Genomic DNA, 18,842 nt, shown 5'->3' on the forward strand with positions numbered 1-18,842 from the left:
GGCTGCAATTGTGCGCTCAGCTGCGAGGCTGCGGCGGGGGCGCCTTGGTGGTGAATGAGATGGTGATCCAGCTGTGCGGATCCTCGCCGTCCAGCTGGGCGCGCGTCTCGTCGCGGATGCTGTCCCACTCCTCCAGGGGCCTCAGCCCCTTCTCCGCGGGAACGTAGTAGATGACGTCGATGGTGCGGGCCCGCCCCTGCTGCGCAGCGTAGACCCTGTGGTCGAGGAACCCGTGGGCCGCGGCGACGGCACCAGCAGCCTCCTCCGCCTGCACCTTCAGCTCAGGAGGGGTCACCAGTGAGATCTCGGCAACCGCGCGGCGCAGGGTGGAGAACGGCACAGGCAGCAGCACCAGCGCCACGAGCGCCAGCACCGCGGGATCGACGTAGGGCATCAGCCATTCCGCGTCGGTTCCGTCGATCAGCGCACCGATGAGGAACGCGACGAGGAGAGCGCTGGTCACACCGCCGCCATGATCCAGCCCTTCACATCGATGGCCACCAGCGCTGAGTTCAGCGTCCTGTTCGCGCGGTGCTCGACGAAGCCGATGGCGAACGTCAGAACGACCACGACACCGGCATAGATCACGGCAGCGCCGAACTCCACATCGCGCCCGCCGCTCAGCAGCGCCGTCACGGCCTGGAACAGCGCGTAGGCGGCCACGGACATCATGAGCAGGGCATTGACGGCCAGCACGATCGGCTCAAAGTGCCAGAACCCCATGGTGAAGCGCTCGTGGGTGCGCTTGGACAGCTCGTTGGCAGCGGACTTCGCGATCAGCCCAGCCAGAGTGATGGAGACCACGGACATCACCGCGTCGACGAGGGAGAAGACGCCGTCGAAGAGAATCGCGAACGATCCCGAGATGAGCCCGAACCCCACGCCCAGAGCTGCGACGAGGAGAATCCCTGCCAAAGAGAGCTTCAGCGCCTGCTGTTCGGTGCGCACGAGCCGCTCACCTTTCTATGAGCTTGCCTCCCAGGGAGGCTGCGGCCCCGCGGCGGGGACGCGTTCTGCGTCGTCGCCGCGGGGAGCTGCGATCACTTTCGGCGTGCGATGAGGGCGACGGCAATAGCCGCCAACCATGCATCCTTCGCCACGGGGGTGCCCTGCTGCGAAGGCCGCACACCGTCTGCCTCGGTCATGTCGTCATTGCGGAAGTACATGCTGAGCATGCCCGCGGAGAAGCCGCCCAGAGCCAGGCCGGCCAGCCGGTTGGGGACCAGGGGGGTGAGCAGCGCTGCCCCCACGGCGATCTCCCCGTAGGCCAGAGCCTTGCCGAACGTCTCCGGGGAGAGATTCTTCACCGCGGGGACGCCGGTGGCACCCATCTGCTGCAGGCCGGCGGCGGAGTCCTTGTCCAGCTTCAGCTTGCCGATGCCCGCGTTGAGGATGAACGCCCCGGGGATGGTGCGCAGGGCCAGGGTTGAGAGCTTCATAACGATCTCCAGCGTGTGTAGGGGCGGGAGGCGCGCGGCCTCGTCCGATCTTTCAGGATCGAGATTACAGGCCCGCAGGGACCTTCGGGCCTAGTTGCTGCCGTGACCGTCTTCACGGTCCTTGCCGACGAAGGGAAGCACGCTGGATGCGTCGCCCACCGCGTCCTCGCCGATGACCAGCAGGGAGCCGTTGGCCTCCAGCACCACCGCAGAGACGCCCGCAAGGGAGCCCTTGCTCGAGGACCGGACCGCGGTGTGCACGTCGTCCTCCACCAGCTGGTGCCGGCGCATCTGGTGCCGATGGAACTCGCCCTGGTAGTAGACGAGGACCGGGGGCGCATCCAGCATCCGCCTGATCCGCGGGGATCGCCCGCGGGCCCACGCAAGAACCCACTGCAGCAGAATCAGCATGAACAGGACGAAGGCCATCTGTGCCAGCGGCACGTCCTCAGCGGTGAGCGTCCGTCCGAATGCGGAGCCGATCGTGATGGCAATGATGATGTCCAAAGGAGTCATCGACGCCATGGTTCTTGCACCTGAGATGCGAAGAAGAATCACCAGGGTCAGATAACCGGCGACTACGGTGATGAGGGTGTGGACGATGGGGTCCCACCCGTCCCAATATTGAGTGATATCCATGGGGCGACCATGTCAGCACCCGCAGGCCGTGTCCAACGGGCGGGGGCTCAGAGCTGCGGGCCGGGCCCCAGGCGGATCGGACCCTTGGCGTCGGCCTCGACCAGCTCACCCTTCTGGGTGATGCTGATCTGCTGCTCGGAGACCATCTCGGCGGCGACGTGCCGCACCGTCTCCATGAGGTCGCGCCACTGCTCGCCGCCCACCACCTTGGCCGCGTCGCTGGGGCAGATCGTGGTCCCATCACGGTGGCGGAGCAGAGCGCGCACGGCGGCGGCGATCCGTTCGCGGCGCCCCTCCTCGGTGGGCTCCCACCAGGGGTCTCCGCGCTCCCCGAGCGCGACCTTGGCGTCCTGCACACGGAACCTCACCGCATCCCCCTGCGTCTTCACCAGACGCCGGGCAGCCATCAGCTCTTTGACGAGCTCGGAGCGCAGCTTCTCGGGGATGCTCGGGTCCGAGGCGCGCCAGCGTCTGCCGTCGACGACGATGTGCCTGCCGTCCTCGGTCCTCTCCGGCTCGCCCATGCGAGGCACTCTACGCCGCGGGCATAGCGCCCGTGGCGAGAGCGTTGCCCTACACGCTGGACACGCAGCAGAGACCCGAAAGGCGGACCCCATGGACGACCTGAGCCCTGCAGAGCACTGGGAGAAGCGGTACGCAGAATCCGACCGAGTCTGGTCAGGCCGGGTGAACCCCACCCTGGAGTCGCTGGCGGCAGATCTGACGCCCGGACGCGCCCTGGACCTCGGCTGCGGCGAGGGCGGCGACGTGCTCTGGCTGGCCCAGCGGGGCTGGCGAGCCACCGGCGTCGACATCTCCGCGACAGCCGTCGCACGCGCCCGAGCGCATGCCGAGGAGGCCGGGCTGCCTCAGGGTCAGGCCGAGTTCGTGGCGGCGGAACTGCCTCAGGGCATTCCGGACGAGCCCTTCGACCTGATCACCGCGTCCTTCCTGCAGTCCACCGTCGAGCTGGACCGACAGGGCATCCTCGAAGCCGCTGCGGCCCGCGTCGCCCCCGGCGGCCGCATGCTGATCGTCTCCCACGCCGAGCCGCCGCCGTGGGCGAACCACGAGCACGGCCCCCGCCAGATGCCCACCGTGGAGGGCGACCTGCGCGCCCTGGCGCCCGTCTCCGACTGGCATCTGCATGCCGCGGAGAATCGCCGGAGGAGCGCCGTCGGCCCCGACGGGCAGGACGCAGTCCTGGAGGATGTCGTCATCTTCGCCCAGCGCATCGGCTGACCAGCCCGCGCTGCGAGGCTGCCACCACCCGGTGCCCAGGCCGCCCTCAGAGTCGCCCCCTAGCGTGCACCCATGGATAAGCCGCTTACAGCCGTCGCCCTGAACTGCACCCTCAAGCCCTCCCCCGGGGAGTCCAGCACCGACGTCATCATCGACCAGCTCGCTGAGCAGCTCCAGGAGCACAGCGTCAGCTGCGAGACAGTGCGCCTGGTGGACCGCAACGTGGCCCCAGGCGTGGAGGCCGACATGGGCAGCGGCGACGAGTGGCCGCAGATCCTCGAAAAGATCAGCGGCGCCGACATCCTCATCTTCGCCACACCCACCTGGCTCGGCCACATGTCCAGCGTGGCGCAGCGCGCCCTGGAGCGCCTCAACGCCGCCGGCGGCGAAACCGACGAGCAGGGCCGCCCCGTCATGTTCGGCAAAGTGGCCATCACGGCCGTCGTGGGCAACGAGGACGGGGCGCATGCGATCATCGCCGACGCGTTCCAGGGGCTCAACGACATCGGGTTCAGCATCCCCGCCCAAGGAGCCACCTACTGGAACCACGAGGCGATGAACCCCAAGGACTACAAAGACCTCGAGGAGACCCCCGAGGCCGTCGCCGCCACCAACCGCACCTCTGCCGCCAACGCCGTGCACCTGGCGCACCGCCTCGCTGAGGCGCCCTACCCCGGTCAGTGATCACCCATCGGAGAACCTGCTGATCAGAGCGCCCTGAGCGGTGCGCTCTCATGGGAAACCCGTCGAACTCGTGATGTAGTGGCCCTATGACTGCGCGCATCGTCTCCATCGGCACCGCTGTCCCCGGTGCCGCCCTGCCCCAAGAGCGGCTGCGGGCCTTCTTCGCAGGTCAGCCGGATGCCGCCCCCCTGACCAAGCGCCTGATCGGGGCAGCATTCGACGCTGCAGCGATCAGTACCCGGCACACCGTCCTGCCCGGTCTGCACGGTCAGGCCGACGGCGTCTACACCCAGGAGGGCGACGAGCTGCTGAGGCCCAGCACCGGCACACGCAACGAGACCTACCGCCGCGAGTCCACGCCGCTGGCCCTCGACGCCGCCCAGGACGCCCTGGACCAGGCGCAGCTCGAGGCAGCCGAGGTCACACACCTCATCACCGTCTCCTGCACCGGGTTCTTCGCCCCCGGCCTGGACTACCGGCTGATCCGCGACCTCGGCCTCCCCGCGACCGCAGAGCGGAGCCACCTCGGGTTCATGGGATGCGCCGCGGCGATCCCGGCTCTGCGCCAAGCCGCGCACATCACCGACTCCCAGCCGCACGCCGTGGTGCTGGTCGTCAGCGTGGAGCTCTGCTCACTGCACATTCGCAGCAGCAGCGACCCCGAACAGATCGTCGCCTCCTCCGTCTTCGCCGACGGCGCCGCCTCAGCCGTGGTCACCGCTGACTCCGGGCGAGGACGCAGCGGCGGGCTTGCGCTCGGCCGCTTCGCCACAGCCCTCACCGACGAGGGGGAGGCGGACATGGTCTGGACCATCGGCGACCACGGCTTCGAGATGAAGCTCTCCGCCGAAGTTCCCCGCATCATCGGCCGCGAGATACGCGCCGCCGTCGCTCGCCTGGTCGGCGAGACGGAGCCGCCCCACACGTGGGCGGTGCACCCCGGCGGCCGCAGCGTCCTGGACCGCGTCGAGAAGGGGCTCGAGCTCAGCCCCGAAGCATTGGACTCCTCCCGCTCGGTGCTTCGCGACTACGGGAACATGTCCAGCGCGACCATCCTGTTCATTCTCCGGCGGATCATGGAGCAGCCCACCCCCTCCGCGCCGATCGCCGCGCTGGCCTTCGGGCCCGGGCTCACCGTGGAATCCGCCCTCCTGCACCCGGTGAGCTGAGAACGATGCCCTTCCTGGCGCAGCGCGACGAGCACCTGCAGGAGCTCATGGACGACCCGAACTGCGATCCGAAGCGCCTGGACGCCACGTTCCGGCGCTTCGGACTGGTCAACCGGGCCGTCTCCGGGTGGGACACCATCTACCGCTCACACATCCGGCCGTTCCTGCAGAGCACCGGACGGCGCTCACGCGTGCTGGACCTTGGGTCAGGCGGCGGCGACGTGCTGAGGCGCCTCTCCCGCCTCGCGGACAAGGACGGCCTCGATGTGGAGTGGACCGGCGCCGACCCCGACCCCCGAGCGCACCGGGCGGCCACGGCGGACCAGCCCCCCACCGTCCGATTCCTCTGCACGGAGGCCGAAGCGCTGCTGAACCGCGGAGAGACCTTCGACATGGTGCTCACCAACCACGTGATCCACCACATCCCCGCCGCCGAGCTGGACCAGTTCGCACACACCTCCCGTCTGCTCGCCACCGGACTGGTCCTGCACAATGACATCGCCCGCAGCCGACTGGCCTACGCGCTCTTCGCCGCGGGCATCACACCGGTGAGCCCCGGCACCTTCCTGCGGACGGACGGGCTGCGGTCCATCCGGCGCAGCTACACCCCGGCCGAACTCAGCCGCGCCCTCGGAGACCCATGGACGGTCACCGCAGCTGCTCCCTTCCGAGTCCTCGCGGAAGCGCCCGGCGGTGCCTGACGTCATCGTCATCGGGGCCGGTCCCGTCGGCCTGCTGCTCAGCGCTGAGCTTCAGCGGCTGGGGGTGGACGTCCACCTGCTCGAACAGCGCCCCACGCCGGGCCCCGGCAGCAGGGCCATAGGGATCCACCCGCCGGCTCTGTCCGCGATGGAGCCCTCCGGGCTCACCGAGCAGCTTCTGCAGCACGCCCTGCGCGTCCGCACCGGCGAGGCTCGCGCGGCCGGCCGGCTCCTCGGCACCGTGCAGTTCGACGCCCTGAAGCGCCGGTTCCCCTTTGTGGCGACCCTGCCCCAGGAGACGACCGAGACGGTCCTCAGCGCCGCCGCTCCCCCGCCCCAACGCGGAACCCCCGTGCAGCAGCTGCTTCCCCGCGATGAGCACGTCAGCATCCGCACCGATGCCGGCGAGCGCACAGCGCCTCTGGTGGTGCTCACCGGCGGCGCACGCTCACGAAGCCTCGTCTACTCCCAGCCGCAGGCGCACCAGTATCCGGACCGCTACCTCATGGTCGACGCCGAAGCCGGTGATGGGCCGGACGAGGCAGCGGCGGTCATCCACCTCGAATCCCACGGGGTGCTCGAATCCTTCCCCCTCCCCGGCGGACGGCGGCGCTTCGTCGCATGGGATGCCCCCGGCAGCTCGGCTGAGCCCGCCGCCCAATCCGAGCGCATGGCCCAGCTGCTCAGCGGCCACCGGGCAGCCGCAGATCCTGAGCAGGTGCGGGCGTTCGGGGTCCGGCGGTTCGTCGCCCCTCGCATGCGGAACGGCCGGCTGCTCGTCATCGGCGACGCCGCCCATGAGGTCAGCCCCATCGGCGGGCAGGGCATGAACCTCGGCCTGCTCGACGCCGCAGCGCTTGCGCCGCTGCTGGCCCGCTGGACGCATACCGGGGCGTCTCCTGACGCGGATCTGCGGGCGTGGGAGCAGGATCGTCTGAGCTCAGCCAGGCGGGCTGCCGCGCTGGCAAGCCTCAATACGCGCCTCGGACGGCGGGCCTCACCGCCGGTGCAGCTCGCGCGCAAGCAGCTGGTCCGCACGATGCTGGGACCCGGCTCCGGCCGTCTGTTCGCGCACGCCTACGCCATGGGCTTCGACGCCCACTCCTGACCGGGCGCTAGGCCGTCAGGGAGCCGCCCGAGAGAATGAGCTGCACCGCCAGAATCAGGGCAGCGAGCATGACGAGGCGGAACTGCAGCCGTCCTGCGCGGACCCCTCGTCCCACAGCGACGGTCACGACGGCGAGCACGATGACCCCCACGCAGAGAGCCCAGGAGACGACGGGCACCTCGGCAGCATTCCACTGGGCCGGGCCGAGCGTGGCGGCGGCGGCACCCACCACGACCGCCGCTGAGGCGCTGACGGCGGAGATCTGTCCGCCGAGGCGGTGCGGGAGCCCGCGAATGCCGGTGCGGGCGTCGTCATCCAGATCGGGAAGGACGTTGGTGAAGTGCAGCGCCACACCGAGTGCCGCACCGGTGCACCACACCCACGCCCCGGCGAACTGGGCGGGCTCCGCGGCCAGGGCCGGCAGCGAGGGAAAGATGCCGAACGTCACCATGTACGGCAGCACAGACAGCGGGGTGGCCTTCAGTCCGGCGTTGTAGCTCCAGGCGGAGGCAAGCGCCACCGCGTGGGCGAGCAGCAGTCCCACGCCGAGCGGGGCTGAGAGCAGCAGGGCGAGGGCCAAGCACGTCCACGTGGCGGCCCAGGCCGTCCGCACGCTGATCACGCCCCGGGCGATCGGCTTGTCCGTGCGGCCCACCGCACGGTCCCGCTCGGCGTCCAGAGCGTCATTCGACAGGCCCACCGACAGCTGCCCGGCGAAGACGGCCGCTGTGAGCACGGCTCCGCGCCAGAGCTCCAGCTCGGCGCTGACCGCGAGGAGGCCCGCCAGGGCCGTCACCACCAGGGTCGGGCCCGGGTGAGAGGACTTCCACAGGGCGCCCAGCACCGACTCGGAGGCTCTTTCCATGGGTGCCAGTCTGCCCGGACCACGGCGCAAAGGCATATTCAGGCCCCAGGCAGCTCGGGGCCGCTCACTCGTCCCAGAGGCCCGCGTCACCGTCCAGCAGCCAATGATGGCGCATGGTCAGGGCACGTTCCACGACTGCCAGAGCAGCGGCGACCACCAGAGTGGTGTTCGCCCAGGCCGGCAGGTGCAGCGGGGACTCGAACGTGCCGAGGTTCTCCGCCGCCCATGGGATCGCCGTCACGGCTTCCACGGTCTGGGGCAGCCCGAGGAGGAGAGCGGTGATCAGGATCGCGACGGCCGCGCGGCCCAGCCATCGGCTCAGGGCAGGTGCGCGGCGTCCCAGGGCAGCACGAAGCCCCTCGCCGGACTGGGGGTCCGGCGTGAGCAGCTGACCGTCCTTCGCGGATGCGCCCTGCGGCACATAGTGGATGCGCTTGAGCCCGGCGAAGCTCGCTGCGGCTTCGATCTGGCCGCCCTCCACCGGAAAGCTCGCAGGCAGGTCCGCGTAGGCATGATGGGCGCCGTTGCGGTAGACGTTGACCCGGTAGGCCCCCGAGTAGCTGCTGAAGTCGAAAAAGTCGACGTCGACGGTGTAGACCACACCGCCCGGCTCATCGGGAGCGGCGGTGCGCAGGTGGAACATGGATCTGGAGAGCGGCTGCCACCAGCGGTACGGCTTCAGCTCATGGCCGTCTCCTGGTCTGACCTTCTTGAGCCTGCGGCTGCGGCGCCATCTGCTGAGCATGCTCGCCAGCGTAGGCCGCAGAATGGGCTCAGGGCCTCAGCCCGCAGGCGTGCATCGCTTACGCCTTTCTGATGACTGCCGCAATGCGCCCCAGGGATGACGACGGGGACTGCAGCACTCGGCAGAATGATGACCATGACGACATGGATGAGCAGCAGAGCAGCTGTGGAAGGCACGTGGATGGAAGGGCTGCAGGACTGGGTCGACGGGCTGCCCGAGGCGCTGCAGTGGCTCGGCGTCGCCGCGCTCTCTGCCGTCCCGTGGCTGGAGTCCTACACGGGGCCCTTCTTCGGGATCATTGCAGGGATGCCCTGGTGGGCGGCGCTGGTCTCAGCCGTCCTCGGCAACGCGATCGCGGTGGCCGCTCTGGTGTACATGACCCACGGCCTGCGCACCGCGGCGCTGAGCCGAGAGAACCCGGAGGACGTGCCCGAGAAGAAGCGCAGGCGCCGCGAGAAGATCCAGCGGCTCCTGGACAAGTACGGCGTGCCCGGCGTCGCCATTCTGGGGCCCTTTGCCCTGCCCAGCCAGCTCACCGCGCCGCTGATGGTCAGCTTCGGCGCCAGCCGTCACAACGTGATGGCGTGGATGCTGGTATCGATCATCTTGTGGGGGCTTTTCTCTGTCGCGCTCACGATCTGGCTGCTCTCCGTCATCAGCTGACCGCTGTTGGGCCGCCGCCGCTGGTGAGGCGATCGGCGGCGCTGCTAGCTCTGCTCTTCGTCGCGGGGGTACCGCTGGGCCTCTCTGGAGCCCTCAGTGAGGTCCTTGATCGCCACGTTGTCGTCGAAGTTGGAGCCGAACGCTCCGGCCACGGTGCCCATCGACGCTGCCATCCAGGCAATCTCGACGTAGTTGATGAACTCGCCGTCGGCGTCCTCGACCGACTCCGCCAGGAAGCCCGGATCGATGAGCATCAGGGCCATCGCAAGGATGGTGAAGAAGAGCACCAGGTACAGCGAGGTCACCGACACCAGCAGACTCAGCACGGTGGACGCGTTGTACACCATCGCCTCGCGCCGGCCGCCGAAGTCGGCGGGACGGTCCCACAGCCGGTTCGACACGATCAGCCACGCCACCATCGCCGTCACGGCGATGATGCTGGCCAGCGCAAGCCGCCACCAGGGCAGCGCGTTGGACATCTCCCAAATCGTGGTGAAGAACACGCCGAAGGCGCCCGTGGCCACGCCGGCCGCGAACACTTTGGACAGCTTCAGCATCGACCACAGGGGCTCATTGGCGACCACCATGCCCATGAGCATCCATATGCGGCTCGGCACAGGTGCTCGCGGGTTGATGTACACGGTGTCTTCGCCGCGCTGATCCCGCACCTGGTTGATGAGCCCGCCTTTGACGCGCGCCTCATCCGCTGACTCGTGGATCAGCGCACGAACGGCGCCGTTGAGCTGGAATCTCAGCCCGCCTCTGCAGCCGACGGGTCCCAGGGCGGGCAGTGAGATGACGGCCAGCTTCTCCTGGAAGTGAAGCTCCGTGGTCTTGGACCGTCGGCCCGCGGTACGCGGCACCTCGGTGACCACCACGGTGATGTCCGCCTCAGAGTCGCGCGCCCACTGCTGAGCGGTGTCCAGGTCCAGGGTGCCGTCCTTGCGCAGCGGGATCAGCACCTGTTCGTGCTCGACTGAGTATTCCTGCGCCCAGTCACGGTTCTGCTCGTCCAGAATCTTCCGCATGATCAGGGACGTGCGCCCCGGGTCGGAGTAGATGGCTATCTTTCGATGCGCACGATCCCCTTGGGCCTCGTGGACCTCATCCTGTCCCTGATTCTCATGATCGACGTCGCGCTCGTCAGTTTCGGAGGAAGACACGCGCCGGAGCGTACAACGAAAGTCTTATCAGACGCTGGCCGTGCGGTCCGCGTGTCCTGAAAGGGCCGAGTCGCCGAGCTTCTCCAGCACCAGAGGCTTCACCTTCGACCCGTAGAGCTCGATGGTCTCCATCATGTGCTCGTGCGCGAGGGATCCGTTGCCGTATTTCAGGCCGAAGCGGGTGAGGCCCAGAGCCTCCTTGGTGCGGACGATCTTGTCGGCCACAGTCTCCGGGGACCCGACGAAGAGGGCGCCGTGCTGGATCTCCTGCTCGAACTGGTCGCGGCCAGGGCGGCCGCCGCCCCATCCGCGCTCACTGCCCAGCTGCGCCATCAGATCCGCCCAGGAGGGGTAGAAGATCTCCTTGGCCTTCTCATCCGTCTCCGCCACAAATCCGTGCGAGTGGCTCGCCACGCGGAAGTCCTGCCCGTGGCCGAACTCCTGCAGCGCCCGGTAGTACAGGTCCACCATGGGCGCGAACCGCGGCGGAGCGCCTCCGATGATCGCCAGCTCCAGTCCGACGCCGTGGCGGGCAGCCCGCACCACCGAGTTCGGGGTGCCGCCGACGGCGATCCATGTGGGCAGCCCGTTCTCGTGGTCGGTCTTGGGGAAGATCTCCTGGTTCTTCAGGCCGGCTCGGGTCTCGCCCTGCCAGCTGACCTTCCCCTCGCTGCGCAGCTTGACGAAAAGGTCCACCTTCTCCTCGAAGAGCTTCTCGTAGTCGCTGAGATCGTAGCCGAAGAGGGGGTAGGACTCGATGAAGCTTCCTCGCCCCAGGGAGACCTCAGCCCGGCCTCCGGTGATCCCGTCGATCGTGGCGAACCGCTGGTACACACGCACCGGGTCGTCGGAGGAGAGGACCGTCACGGCGCTGATCAGCTTGATGCGCTCGGTCGCCGCACCCACCGCCGAGAGCACGACGTCGGGGGCTGAGATCGCGTAGTCGGCTCGGTGGTGCTCGCCGATGCCGATCACATCGATCCCCACCGAGTCAGCCATGCGTGCCTCCTCCACGACGTTGCGCAGCACCTCGGGCTGGGAGAGGGTGCGGGAGCCGTCCGGGGTCTTGGTCACGTCCCCGAAGGTGTGGATTCCGAACTCGAAGTGGTCAGTGCGGCGTTCGTTGCTGATCGTCATAGTCAGCTCAACCGCCGAGGCCGCCGAACAATTCCTTCAGATTTGAAGTACTTTTGCGGCGCGGCGCACCGCATCGGTCAGCCGGTGCATGTGCGAGGCATTGGTCGACCATCGGTGCCAGTGCAGCTGCACCTCCTCCGGGGCCAGCTCCGGAATGACCTGCAGGTCCCGATGCGCACCCTCGCGCACCCCGGGGGGCAGCATCGAATCCGGAATGGTGCCCCACCCCAGGCCGTGCCCCACCGCAGCGTTGTACGCCTGCACGCTGGGCACCAGGTGCGTGATCGCAGGCGAGCCGACGCCCAGTCCGGCGAGCGCGGCGCGCTGAGTGTTGTCCCGGATGCTGTAGTCCACCTGCGGAACGCGCCGCCAGTCCACGGTGCCGTCCTCGCGCCGATGACGGTCCAGCAGCTCGGCCGAGGCCACCGGCCAGTACCGCATCGTGCCCAGAGGCTCGGAGACGCACCCGGAGACAGGAGTGGGATGATCCGCCACCGCCGCGGCCACGGTCCCGCTGCGGAGCAGCTCATGTGTGTGCTGCTGATCCTCCGTGTGGAGGTGCAGCTCGACACCGTCCCAGGTGGCCGCCTCCTGCAGGACCCGGATGAACCACGTGGCCAGGGTGTCGGCGTTGACCGCGATGCTGATGGTCGTCACGGGCTGGGCCTCCGCCGACTGGAATCCCAGGGCGGCCCGCGCCTCGTCCTCCAGCAGGAGCGTCTGGCGGGCGATCCGCAGCATCTGCTCGCCCGAGGCGGTGGGCCGCACGGGCACGGTCCTGGTGACGAGCACGTGCCCGACCTCGCGCTCCAGGGCCTTGATGCGCTGGGAGAGGGCCGAGCCGGAGACTCTGAGCAGGTCCGCGGCGGCCCCGAAGGTCCCCTCGTCCACGGCGGTGACGAATGCTCGCAGATGATCCGTGTTCATCGTATGAAGCATAGCTTCAGATGCTGAAGAATTGTGAGCTGGTGCGGAAAGGGTCCCGGGGCCCAGGATGATGCCCATGACCATTCTGCTCACCGGATTCCTGACCACCATGGCCCTCATCGTGGCGATCGGCCCGCAGAGTGCGTGGCTGCTCCGCCAGGGACTGCGCCGAGACCGAGTGGCCCTGGCCGTGACCGCCTGCCTCATCGGCGACATCGCCCTGATCGCCCTGGGGGTCGCCGGCGTGGGAGTCGCGCTCGACGCGGCCCCGTGGCTGCTCGACGTCCTGCGCTGGGTGGGCGTCGCCTACATCACCTGGTTCGCCCTGAAGTCCTTCCGGTCCGCCTGGCGCTCACGCGCCGGCGCCGACGCCGACCAGCGCAGCGAGACCGTGGAGGAGGCCCTCACCAGCGAAATGCCCGCCGTGGACGCTCACTCCCACGCCCCGGCGGAGACGCCGCGAGGCGGAACGGCCACCCTCCAGCGCGCCGCCGCACCCGCCCTCTCACGAGCCTCCGCGGTGCTGATGACCGGCCTGGCCCTGTCGCTGCTGAACCCGCACGCCCTGGTGGACACAGTGGTGGTGCTGGGCACCATGGCCAACAGCTTCGGAGACGGACGGTGGGCCTTCGCCGCGGGCGCCGTGGCAGCCTCCGTGCTGTGGCACGCGGCCCTGGGCGCAGGAAGCTCGGCTCTCGCCGGTGTGCTCAACCGCCCCCGCACCTGGGTCATCATCGACACACTCGTGGGAGTCACGATGCTCGTCGTGGCCGGCATGCTCGCCGTCAGCGGGCTGTAGGAACCTACGAGCCGCGGTGCTCCAGCCCGAGATCCCTGAGAACCGCAGTGGCCGCATTGAACCCGCCCATGCCGTGGGCCCCGCCGCCCGGGGGCGTCGATGAGGAGCACAGGTAGACGCCCTCCGGGCCCAGCGCGTAGGGCCGCATCGGGCGCGGACGAGCGACCATCTGCCCCAGAATCGGCAGGCCGCCGCTGATGGAGCCGCCCACCAGGTTGGGATTCCACTCCTCGAGGTCCGCGGGGCTCCAGACCCTGCGCTCGAGGACCACATCGCCGAACTCAGGGGCCTGGCTCGTGATCTCCTCCTCGATCATGCGCACCGTCCGCTGGGCAGCCGAGGCGTCGAGGCCCTGCGGCACATGCGCGTAGGCCCACATCGTCTGCCGATGGTCCGGGGTGCGCGTGTCGTCCGCCGCTCCCGCCTGGGCCATCAGAACGTAGGGACGTCCGGGAACCACGCCGCGGGCAACAGCAGCCTCCGAAGCAGCGATCTGAGAGGCAGAGCCGCCCAGGTGCACCGTGCCCGCCTCAGCCATGCGGGGATCGCTCCAGGGGATGGGCCCGTCGAGCAGGTAGTCCACCTTGACTGCCGCCGGTCCGTACTTCCACCTGCCGAGACGGCGACGCAGCCACTCCGGCATCTCCAGGCCGTCCATGCGCAGCAGCTGCTGCGGCGTCAGGTTCAGCACCACCACGTCATAGACGTCCTCGGCGGCGCGGGGCGATCCCCCTCCGGACCCGGCGAGCGTGTAGCCGCGGCGCCTCGCGTCCCGGCGCGTCCTCACCCGTCCCGCAGGCAGGTCGGCCTCCGCCATCGACTCCACCGAGAACCCCGTTTCGATGCGGCCCCCTCGCTGCACCAGGCTCTCAACCAGCTGATTGACCAGCTGCTGGGAGCCTCCTCGCACCACCGGCCAACCGTTGGCGTGCGCGGCCGCACCGAAGAGCACACCGAACGCCGAGGTCATCATGCTGCTCAGCGCCGCCGAGGAGTGGCCGGCCAGCCCCGCAAAGAGGGCACGGGTCTCCTCGCGGGCGAACAGCCTGTCCACAGTGCGCGCAGGAAGGGCGCCCCGCAGCCCCAGCTGCGCCAGCGCATACCCCCTCCCGAGCATCGCCCCGCTGCCGAAGGGCAGCCCGTCCAGGCGCTCCGAGAGCGGCACGTCGTCGGTGACGCGGGTCAGATCGTCGTACCGGTAGGCGAACGGGCGAGTGGGCGGGACCAGAGCGCCCCTGCGGACGTCCTCCCACTGCCGCACCAGAGGACCGACCAGGGCTTTCCACCGGCCGCCGTCGGACCCGAGACCCGCTGCGGTCTCCTCCATCGAGGCGTGCAGCAGGGCCGCATGGCCGCCGTCTATCCCGTGAGCGGCGGGTATGGCGGGATGAGCCCAGTCAGGGCTGCGCTCCAGGACCGAGTCATAGGCGGGGGAGGCGATGCTGAGCGGATGCACGCTCGCGCCGAGGTCACTGATGAGTCCCTCGCCGAACAGCTCAGCCGAACGCAGCGCACCCCCCACCGCCTCATCGGCCTCGAAGAGCGTGACCTCAGCGCCGGCCTGGGCAAGGCGGTTCGCAGCCACGAGACCATTGGGACCGGACCCCACTACTGCGGCGCGCCATGCCATAGCCCCTAGCCTACTGCTCGGACCCGCTCCACCTGAGCGGCAATATTGCGGATGAACACCACCAGCCAGCTGAACAGAATGGCCGCGCCGACCAGCTCCATGGAGGTCAGATTCCAGTAGTCCATCGGAATCCATAGGACGAACGAGAAGATCAGCGCCCCCGCGGCAACGTAGCTGAACAGATAGAACGACCTCGGAAAGCCCGGCAGCCAGTACGGAATGCCCACCAGCAGAATGAGGAAGAACAGGGCGAACCCGGCGCTGGCGACCACATGGCCGTCGTGGTGGAGACTGATCGGGATCAGGCCGATGCCCGCCAGCGAGACCCCCATGCCGACCATGCAGGCACGCACCACACCGATCCGCGGGTTCCAGAAGTGCGCGTCGAGACTGTTGGACACCCGGGCGGTCACCGCCGCTGCGCGCGAGCCCTCTTCGGCGCGCTGCTGACGCTGAGCGATGCGTCTGCCGACCTTGATCCGGGCTGCCTCAGCCCACAGTCGCAGGTCCCGGCTGATGAAGCCCGTGAGCGTGGTGATGATGATCCCCGACACCACGAGCGTGGTGTTGAACGTCCAGAAGCTGGTGGTGCCGGCCTGTCCGGTTCCCAGCTCGGAGAACATGACGTGCCACCAGTACGGATTCTCCGCGAAGAGCGTGGAGATCAGAATGCCGCTGGCCATGAAGATCGCCAGGATCGTCGACAGTGAGAACGCTGTGAGCCGGGCTCCTGAGTTGAAGGCGAAGTAGCCGCTGACGGCACCCACCAGTCCCAGCAGCACCGATCCGGCGATGTGGTCGACGGTCAGGCCGATGAAGGCCTCCTGAAAGACGCGGAAGATCCCGAGCGAGGCCATCACCGCGATCGAGCTGTGCATCACCACGAGGGACAGCGTGTCGATCACCTGCTGCAGGGCGGGGCGCTGGCCCATCCAGATATTGGCCATGCGGGTGTTCAGCGACCATCCGACGATGAAGGCCATGCCTGCGGTGACTCCGCCCACCACAGCCCCGTAGAACTGAATGGACATGTCGTCGTTTCCCGCCAGCGCAGGTCGCTCCCCCGGGAAGACCACGAAACCCACCAGCAGTCCGATGACCGCTCCCAGGAGCAGCGACCAGATGGCTCTGGACTCGATGAGGACCTGGAGCCGAGCGTGCGACTCCGCCTGAGGGCCGGTGGCGTGGGCGTGGTGCTCGGCATCCTCGACGGCTGCCCTGGCGGCAAGCTCTCTGGCTCTGCCGTGCGTGCCCAACAAGCTCATCACCAATAATTATCATCCCCGGCCTATCGCCGGGTCGAGGTGCCCGGGTAATGTCACAGACATGCACGACGACGAAGCTCCGCTGGCACTGGACCTCGGCAAGCACGCCGTCGGCGCGCGAATCCGGATCGCCGCCTCCCCCGAGGAGATATGGGCCCTAGTGTCCAATCCCCACCGGCACCACGAGTTCGACGGCTCCGGCTCCGTTCAGTCCCAGGCCATCGGACCCGAGGAGCTGCGCCGGGGCGACCGCTTCAGCGTGCACATGCGCAGGTTCGGCATCCCCTACAGGCTTCCGCTGCGCGTGACCCGGTCTGAGCATCAGCGGGTGCTCGAATGGAAGCAGCCCACAGGCCACCGCTGGCGGTGGGAGATCGAACCGGACGGCGAGGACGTGATCGTCACCGAGGCGTTCGACGCGGCCAAGCAGCTGCCGCCGGTGCGCGTCGGACTGAAGGCTGCCGGAGTATTCCAGGACAACGCCGCGAACATCCGAGCCTCGCTGATACGGATGCGCGGACTCTTCCCGTCTCCCTGACGGCCCTCGCCGCTGCGGAGAGCCAGCCCTACTCTCGAGTACACTCTGTGCACAAGCGTCTGCCCCCGACGGCCGTTACCCGTCTGCAGATGCTTCTACGTTGCACCGCGTGACCGGCTCGTCGCACCTGGCCGGTCACGCCGAATCGGCAGGAGAGGCTGCATGTTCAACCCCGAGATCAACCGCGCCCTCAGCGCGGCCGCCGAGCTCATCAATACAGAGGCGGGTCTCCGAAGCAATCACGAAACGTCTGACACTCTGACCACAGTGGAGGACCTGAAACGATATTCAGGCCAACAGGATCCGGGCCTCGGCTGGCCCACCTCGACTGTCGACCGCCCCCAGCTGGAGAAGGCGCGAGCGCTTCGCACCGCCCTCCGCCAGATCTGGCACCAGGCCCCCGTCACCGGCGGCAGGCCGATGGAGCAGATCAATGACCTGCTCCACGGCGTGGGCACCCGGCTGGAGAAGGTCGAGGGCCGGGGCAAGACGGAGCCGCCGTTCCGGCAGGCTCCCGTTCCCGTGTCGAAGAAGCTCGGCGACATCATGACGGCCACTATGGCCGCAGCCCTGACCCGGCTGGTGGTGGAGGAGGAGACCGCGCGCATGCGGATCTGCAAGGGCGAGGACTGTGAGGCCGCAATCATCGATCTCACCCGGAACCGTTCCAAACTGTTCTGCGACTTCGGCAACTGTGCGAACCGAGCGCATGTGCGCGCCTACCGGGCGCGACAGGCAGCCGTGCGCAACGGCCGCCGCCCTGCTGCGGCGACTCCGCAGGCGCCGCAGGAGGATCTGCCGAGGGAGCCGAAGCTGAACAAGCCGTCTTCGGCGGAGAAGGCCGCGGCCATCGAGCAGCCCACGTCGGAGTCCGCCGTGGCGGCCAAGGAGTTCCGCGATCAGATGCGCACTGAGCTGATGGACGCCCGCGCCAAAACCGGGAAAAAGTCGAAGAAGAAGAAAAAGAAGTAGGCCGGAGGCGCTACTCAGCGTCTCGTCCGTAGGGGGGCTCGCCATGCTCACGGCGGGCCTCCTCCTGCTTTCGGCGGCGCTCCTTCTCACGCCGCTGCGCCACCTGCTGGCGGTACAGCTCCTCGGCGTTCTGGTTCACCCCCGAGCCTTGGCTGAGCTCCTCCGGGTTCTCCCGCGACGCCAGCTGAAGCATAGAGACCAGCAGCAGCGCGGCAATGAAGGCGATGCCGAAGGCCAGCAGGGCCAGGTTGACCGGGGAGCTGAGGCCGCCCATATCGCCCCCGCCCTGTTCGACGCGCGGGTTGTCCGTGCCGCCGGAGGTTGCCAGGAACACCACGGCCGCAGCGACTGCCCCCAGGATCCCCGAAAAGATCAGGGGAGCCTTCACCGACTGAAGCAGGGAGCGGCGCCGGCTCTGATCATCGGACACGTGCAGATTCCAATCGGACGGTGTTTCGGGGCCACATCATTCTACTGCTCGTAGAAGGAGCAGTGCGACCGTTTCGCTCTCAGCTCCGACGGGCCTCGTACGTCAGCCCCGCAGCACTGATGAGCAGCAGTGCCGCGGCAAGGATCATTCCCATGCCCGCAGTGCCGGCCACTGCATGAAGATCCGGGCCGTGCCAGATGAAGAGGGCGATCCCGGTCAGGGCGGTCACGCCTCCCACCGTCATGTGGTCCCGGGCCGGCACGAACTCTCCGCGCACCAGGGCCCCTCCGATGAGCTCGAGGGCTCCCATGGCGAGCAGGCCGGCGCCGGCGGCGACGGCGACTGCCCAGCTGGCGCCCATGAGCACCAGCACTGCACCGCTCAGGGTCCAGAGGGCAGCGCCCGCGGCAAGCATCGTTCGGAGGCGCTGGGGCACATGCGAGCTTTTGGCGTACTCCCAGACCATGGAGGCAGTCACGATGAAGAAGGCGGCCATGACCACCTTGCCGATGAAGAATGCGTTGTCCCCCCACAGCCCGATCAGATCCTCGTTGCCGGTCCAGAAGGTGGCGAAGATGCCGAAGGCGGCGGTGAAGGCGGCACGAAGCCACACGGGCCGCTGCAGGGCGGCCGCGGTCTCGACGGGAACTCTGGTCACGGACACGGCCGAGATTCTACGCCGTCCTGAGGCGCTTCGGGGCGCAGGACCTCTGCGCGGGACCTCCG

Annotated in this window: 23 protein-coding genes; 9 read left to right on the plus strand and 14 right to left on the minus strand. The window is 68.6% G+C overall.

All coding sequences use genetic code 11. The features are described from left to right. Nucleotides 1-16: 16 nt before the first annotated feature. From FS388_RS13240 to FS388_RS06075, 5 genes are all read right to left on the minus strand, one after another. Complete coding sequence (locus FS388_RS13240; protein ID WP_246836321.1) at nt 17-463, minus strand: hypothetical protein; 447 nt, start codon at nt 461-463, stop codon at nt 17-19. Beyond that, nucleotides 460-948, minus strand: coding sequence for a cation transporter (locus tag FS388_RS13245; RefSeq protein WP_246836322.1), 489 nt, complete (start codon nt 946-948; stop codon nt 460-462). Before FS388_RS13245 ends, FS388_RS13240 begins: the two co-directional genes overlap by 4 nt. A gap of 92 nt (nt 949-1,040) precedes the next feature. Then, nucleotides 1,041-1,439: a DoxX family membrane protein gene (locus FS388_RS06065; RefSeq protein WP_210410248.1), complete on the minus strand. Its 399-nt coding sequence runs from the start codon at nt 1,437-1,439 to the stop codon at nt 1,041-1,043. 90 nt (nt 1,440-1,529) lie between these two features. After that, nucleotides 1,530-2,078, minus strand: coding sequence for a DUF421 domain-containing protein (locus FS388_RS06070; RefSeq protein ID WP_146340605.1), 549 nt, complete (start codon nt 2,076-2,078; stop codon nt 1,530-1,532). Nucleotides 2,079-2,125: 47 nt separating this feature from the next. Beyond that, nucleotides 2,126-2,602 (minus strand): DUF3253 domain-containing protein, encoded by a 477-nt coding sequence (locus tag FS388_RS06075; protein WP_146340606.1) that lies wholly within the window; start codon nt 2,600-2,602, stop codon nt 2,126-2,128. A gap of 91 nt (nt 2,603-2,693) precedes the next feature. Between FS388_RS06075 and FS388_RS06080 the strand changes: the two genes are divergently transcribed. The 5 genes from FS388_RS06080 (at nt 2,694) to FS388_RS06100 (ending at nt 6,982) form a co-directional block, all read left to right on the plus strand. Next, nucleotides 2,694-3,320: a bifunctional 2-polyprenyl-6-hydroxyphenol methylase/3-demethylubiquinol 3-O-methyltransferase UbiG gene (locus tag FS388_RS06080; RefSeq protein ID WP_146340607.1), complete on the plus strand. Its 627-nt coding sequence runs from the start codon at nt 2,694-2,696 to the stop codon at nt 3,318-3,320. Between the two features lie 72 nt (nt 3,321-3,392). Further along, complete coding sequence (locus FS388_RS06085; protein WP_146340608.1) at nt 3,393-4,004, plus strand: flavodoxin family protein; 612 nt, start codon at nt 3,393-3,395, stop codon at nt 4,002-4,004. 86 nt (nt 4,005-4,090) lie between these two features. After that, nucleotides 4,091-5,173, plus strand: a complete 1,083-nt coding sequence (locus tag FS388_RS06090) for a type III polyketide synthase (RefSeq protein ID WP_146340609.1) — start codon at nt 4,091-4,093, stop codon at nt 5,171-5,173. 5 nt (nt 5,174-5,178) lie between these two features. Further along, nucleotides 5,179-5,874 carry a methyltransferase domain-containing protein gene (locus FS388_RS06095; RefSeq protein ID WP_146340610.1) on the plus strand — a complete coding sequence of 232 codons (696 nt, stop codon included), beginning with the start codon at nt 5,179-5,181 and terminating at the stop codon, nt 5,872-5,874. Beyond that, nucleotides 5,867-6,982: an NAD(P)/FAD-dependent oxidoreductase gene (locus tag FS388_RS06100; RefSeq protein ID WP_146340611.1), complete on the plus strand. Its 1,116-nt coding sequence runs from the start codon at nt 5,867-5,869 to the stop codon at nt 6,980-6,982. Before FS388_RS06095 ends, FS388_RS06100 begins: the two co-directional genes overlap by 8 nt. A gap of 7 nt (nt 6,983-6,989) precedes the next feature. On the opposite strand, the gene FS388_RS06105 is transcribed toward FS388_RS06100, so the two are convergent. Further along, the gene (locus FS388_RS06105; RefSeq protein WP_146340612.1) at nt 6,990-7,847 is read right to left on the minus strand and encodes a UbiA family prenyltransferase; all 858 of its coding nucleotides are present in this window, start codon (nt 7,845-7,847) and stop codon (nt 6,990-6,992) included. 64 nt (nt 7,848-7,911) lie between these two features. Further along, nucleotides 7,912-8,592 carry a hypothetical protein gene (locus FS388_RS06110; RefSeq protein ID WP_146340613.1) on the minus strand — a complete coding sequence of 227 codons (681 nt, stop codon included), beginning with the start codon at nt 8,590-8,592 and terminating at the stop codon, nt 7,912-7,914. A gap of 135 nt (nt 8,593-8,727) precedes the next feature. Between FS388_RS06110 and FS388_RS06115 the strand changes: the two genes are divergently transcribed. Beyond that, nucleotides 8,728-9,255 (plus strand): small multi-drug export protein, encoded by a 528-nt coding sequence (locus FS388_RS06115; RefSeq protein ID WP_246836323.1) that lies wholly within the window; start codon nt 8,728-8,730, stop codon nt 9,253-9,255. Nucleotides 9,256-9,299: 44 nt separating this feature from the next. Here the strand turns inward: FS388_RS06115 and FS388_RS06120 are convergent, their stop codons facing one another. From FS388_RS06120 to FS388_RS06130, 3 genes are read right to left on the minus strand one after another with little or no spacing between them, the layout of a single operon-like run. Beyond that, entirely contained in the window at nt 9,300-10,418 is a 1,119-nt protein-coding gene (locus tag FS388_RS06120) for a hypothetical protein (protein ID WP_146340614.1), read from the minus strand. A gap of 27 nt (nt 10,419-10,445) precedes the next feature. After that, the gene (locus FS388_RS06125) at nt 10,446-11,555 is read right to left on the minus strand and encodes an Atu2307/SP_0267 family LLM class monooxygenase (protein ID WP_146340615.1); all 1,110 of its coding nucleotides are present in this window, start codon (nt 11,553-11,555) and stop codon (nt 10,446-10,448) included. A gap of 36 nt (nt 11,556-11,591) precedes the next feature. Next, on the minus strand, nt 11,592-12,482 hold the full coding sequence (locus FS388_RS06130) for an ArgP/LysG family DNA-binding transcriptional regulator (protein WP_146340616.1): 891 nt from the start codon (nt 12,480-12,482) through the stop codon (nt 11,592-11,594). Between the two features lie 76 nt (nt 12,483-12,558). Here FS388_RS06130 and FS388_RS06135 point away from each other — a divergent pair, with 76 nt between their 5' ends. Then, nucleotides 12,559-13,281, plus strand: a complete 723-nt coding sequence (locus FS388_RS06135; protein WP_146340617.1) for a LysE/ArgO family amino acid transporter — start codon at nt 12,559-12,561, stop codon at nt 13,279-13,281. 4 nt (nt 13,282-13,285) lie between these two features. Here the strand turns inward: FS388_RS06135 and FS388_RS06140 are convergent, their stop codons facing one another. Together FS388_RS06140 and FS388_RS13040 are read right to left on the minus strand one after the other, a co-directional pair. Beyond that, a complete protein-coding gene (locus tag FS388_RS06140; protein ID WP_168198622.1) occupies nt 13,286-14,911 on the minus strand; it encodes an NAD(P)/FAD-dependent oxidoreductase in 1,626 nt (541 codons plus the stop codon). Nucleotides 14,912-14,916: 5 nt separating this feature from the next. Continuing rightward, nucleotides 14,917-16,176 (minus strand): hypothetical protein, encoded by a 1,260-nt coding sequence (locus FS388_RS13040; protein WP_168198623.1) that lies wholly within the window; start codon nt 16,174-16,176, stop codon nt 14,917-14,919. Between the two features lie 61 nt (nt 16,177-16,237). Here FS388_RS13040 and FS388_RS06145 point away from each other — a divergent pair, with 61 nt between their 5' ends. Together FS388_RS06145 and FS388_RS06150 are read left to right on the plus strand one after the other, a co-directional pair. Continuing rightward, nucleotides 16,238-16,714: an SRPBCC family protein gene (locus FS388_RS06145; protein WP_146340619.1), complete on the plus strand. Its 477-nt coding sequence runs from the start codon at nt 16,238-16,240 to the stop codon at nt 16,712-16,714. 162 nt (nt 16,715-16,876) lie between these two features. Next, nucleotides 16,877-17,686, plus strand: a complete 810-nt coding sequence (locus tag FS388_RS06150) for a CGNR zinc finger domain-containing protein (protein ID WP_146340620.1) — start codon at nt 16,877-16,879, stop codon at nt 17,684-17,686. A gap of 10 nt (nt 17,687-17,696) precedes the next feature. Here the strand turns inward: FS388_RS06150 and FS388_RS06155 are convergent, their stop codons facing one another. Together FS388_RS06155 and FS388_RS06160 are read right to left on the minus strand one after the other, a co-directional pair. After that, a complete protein-coding gene (locus FS388_RS06155; protein ID WP_146340621.1) occupies nt 17,697-18,116 on the minus strand; it encodes a hypothetical protein in 420 nt (139 codons plus the stop codon). A 79-nt stretch (nt 18,117-18,195) separates the two neighbouring features. Then, on the minus strand, nt 18,196-18,780 hold the full coding sequence (locus FS388_RS06160) for a hypothetical protein (protein ID WP_146340622.1): 585 nt from the start codon (nt 18,778-18,780) through the stop codon (nt 18,196-18,198). Nucleotides 18,781-18,842: the final 62 nt, after the last annotated feature.

This window comes from Nesterenkonia sp. NBAIMH1 (assembly GCF_007922635.1).
GTDB lineage: Bacteria > Actinomycetota > Actinomycetes > Actinomycetales > Micrococcaceae > Nesterenkonia > Nesterenkonia pannonica.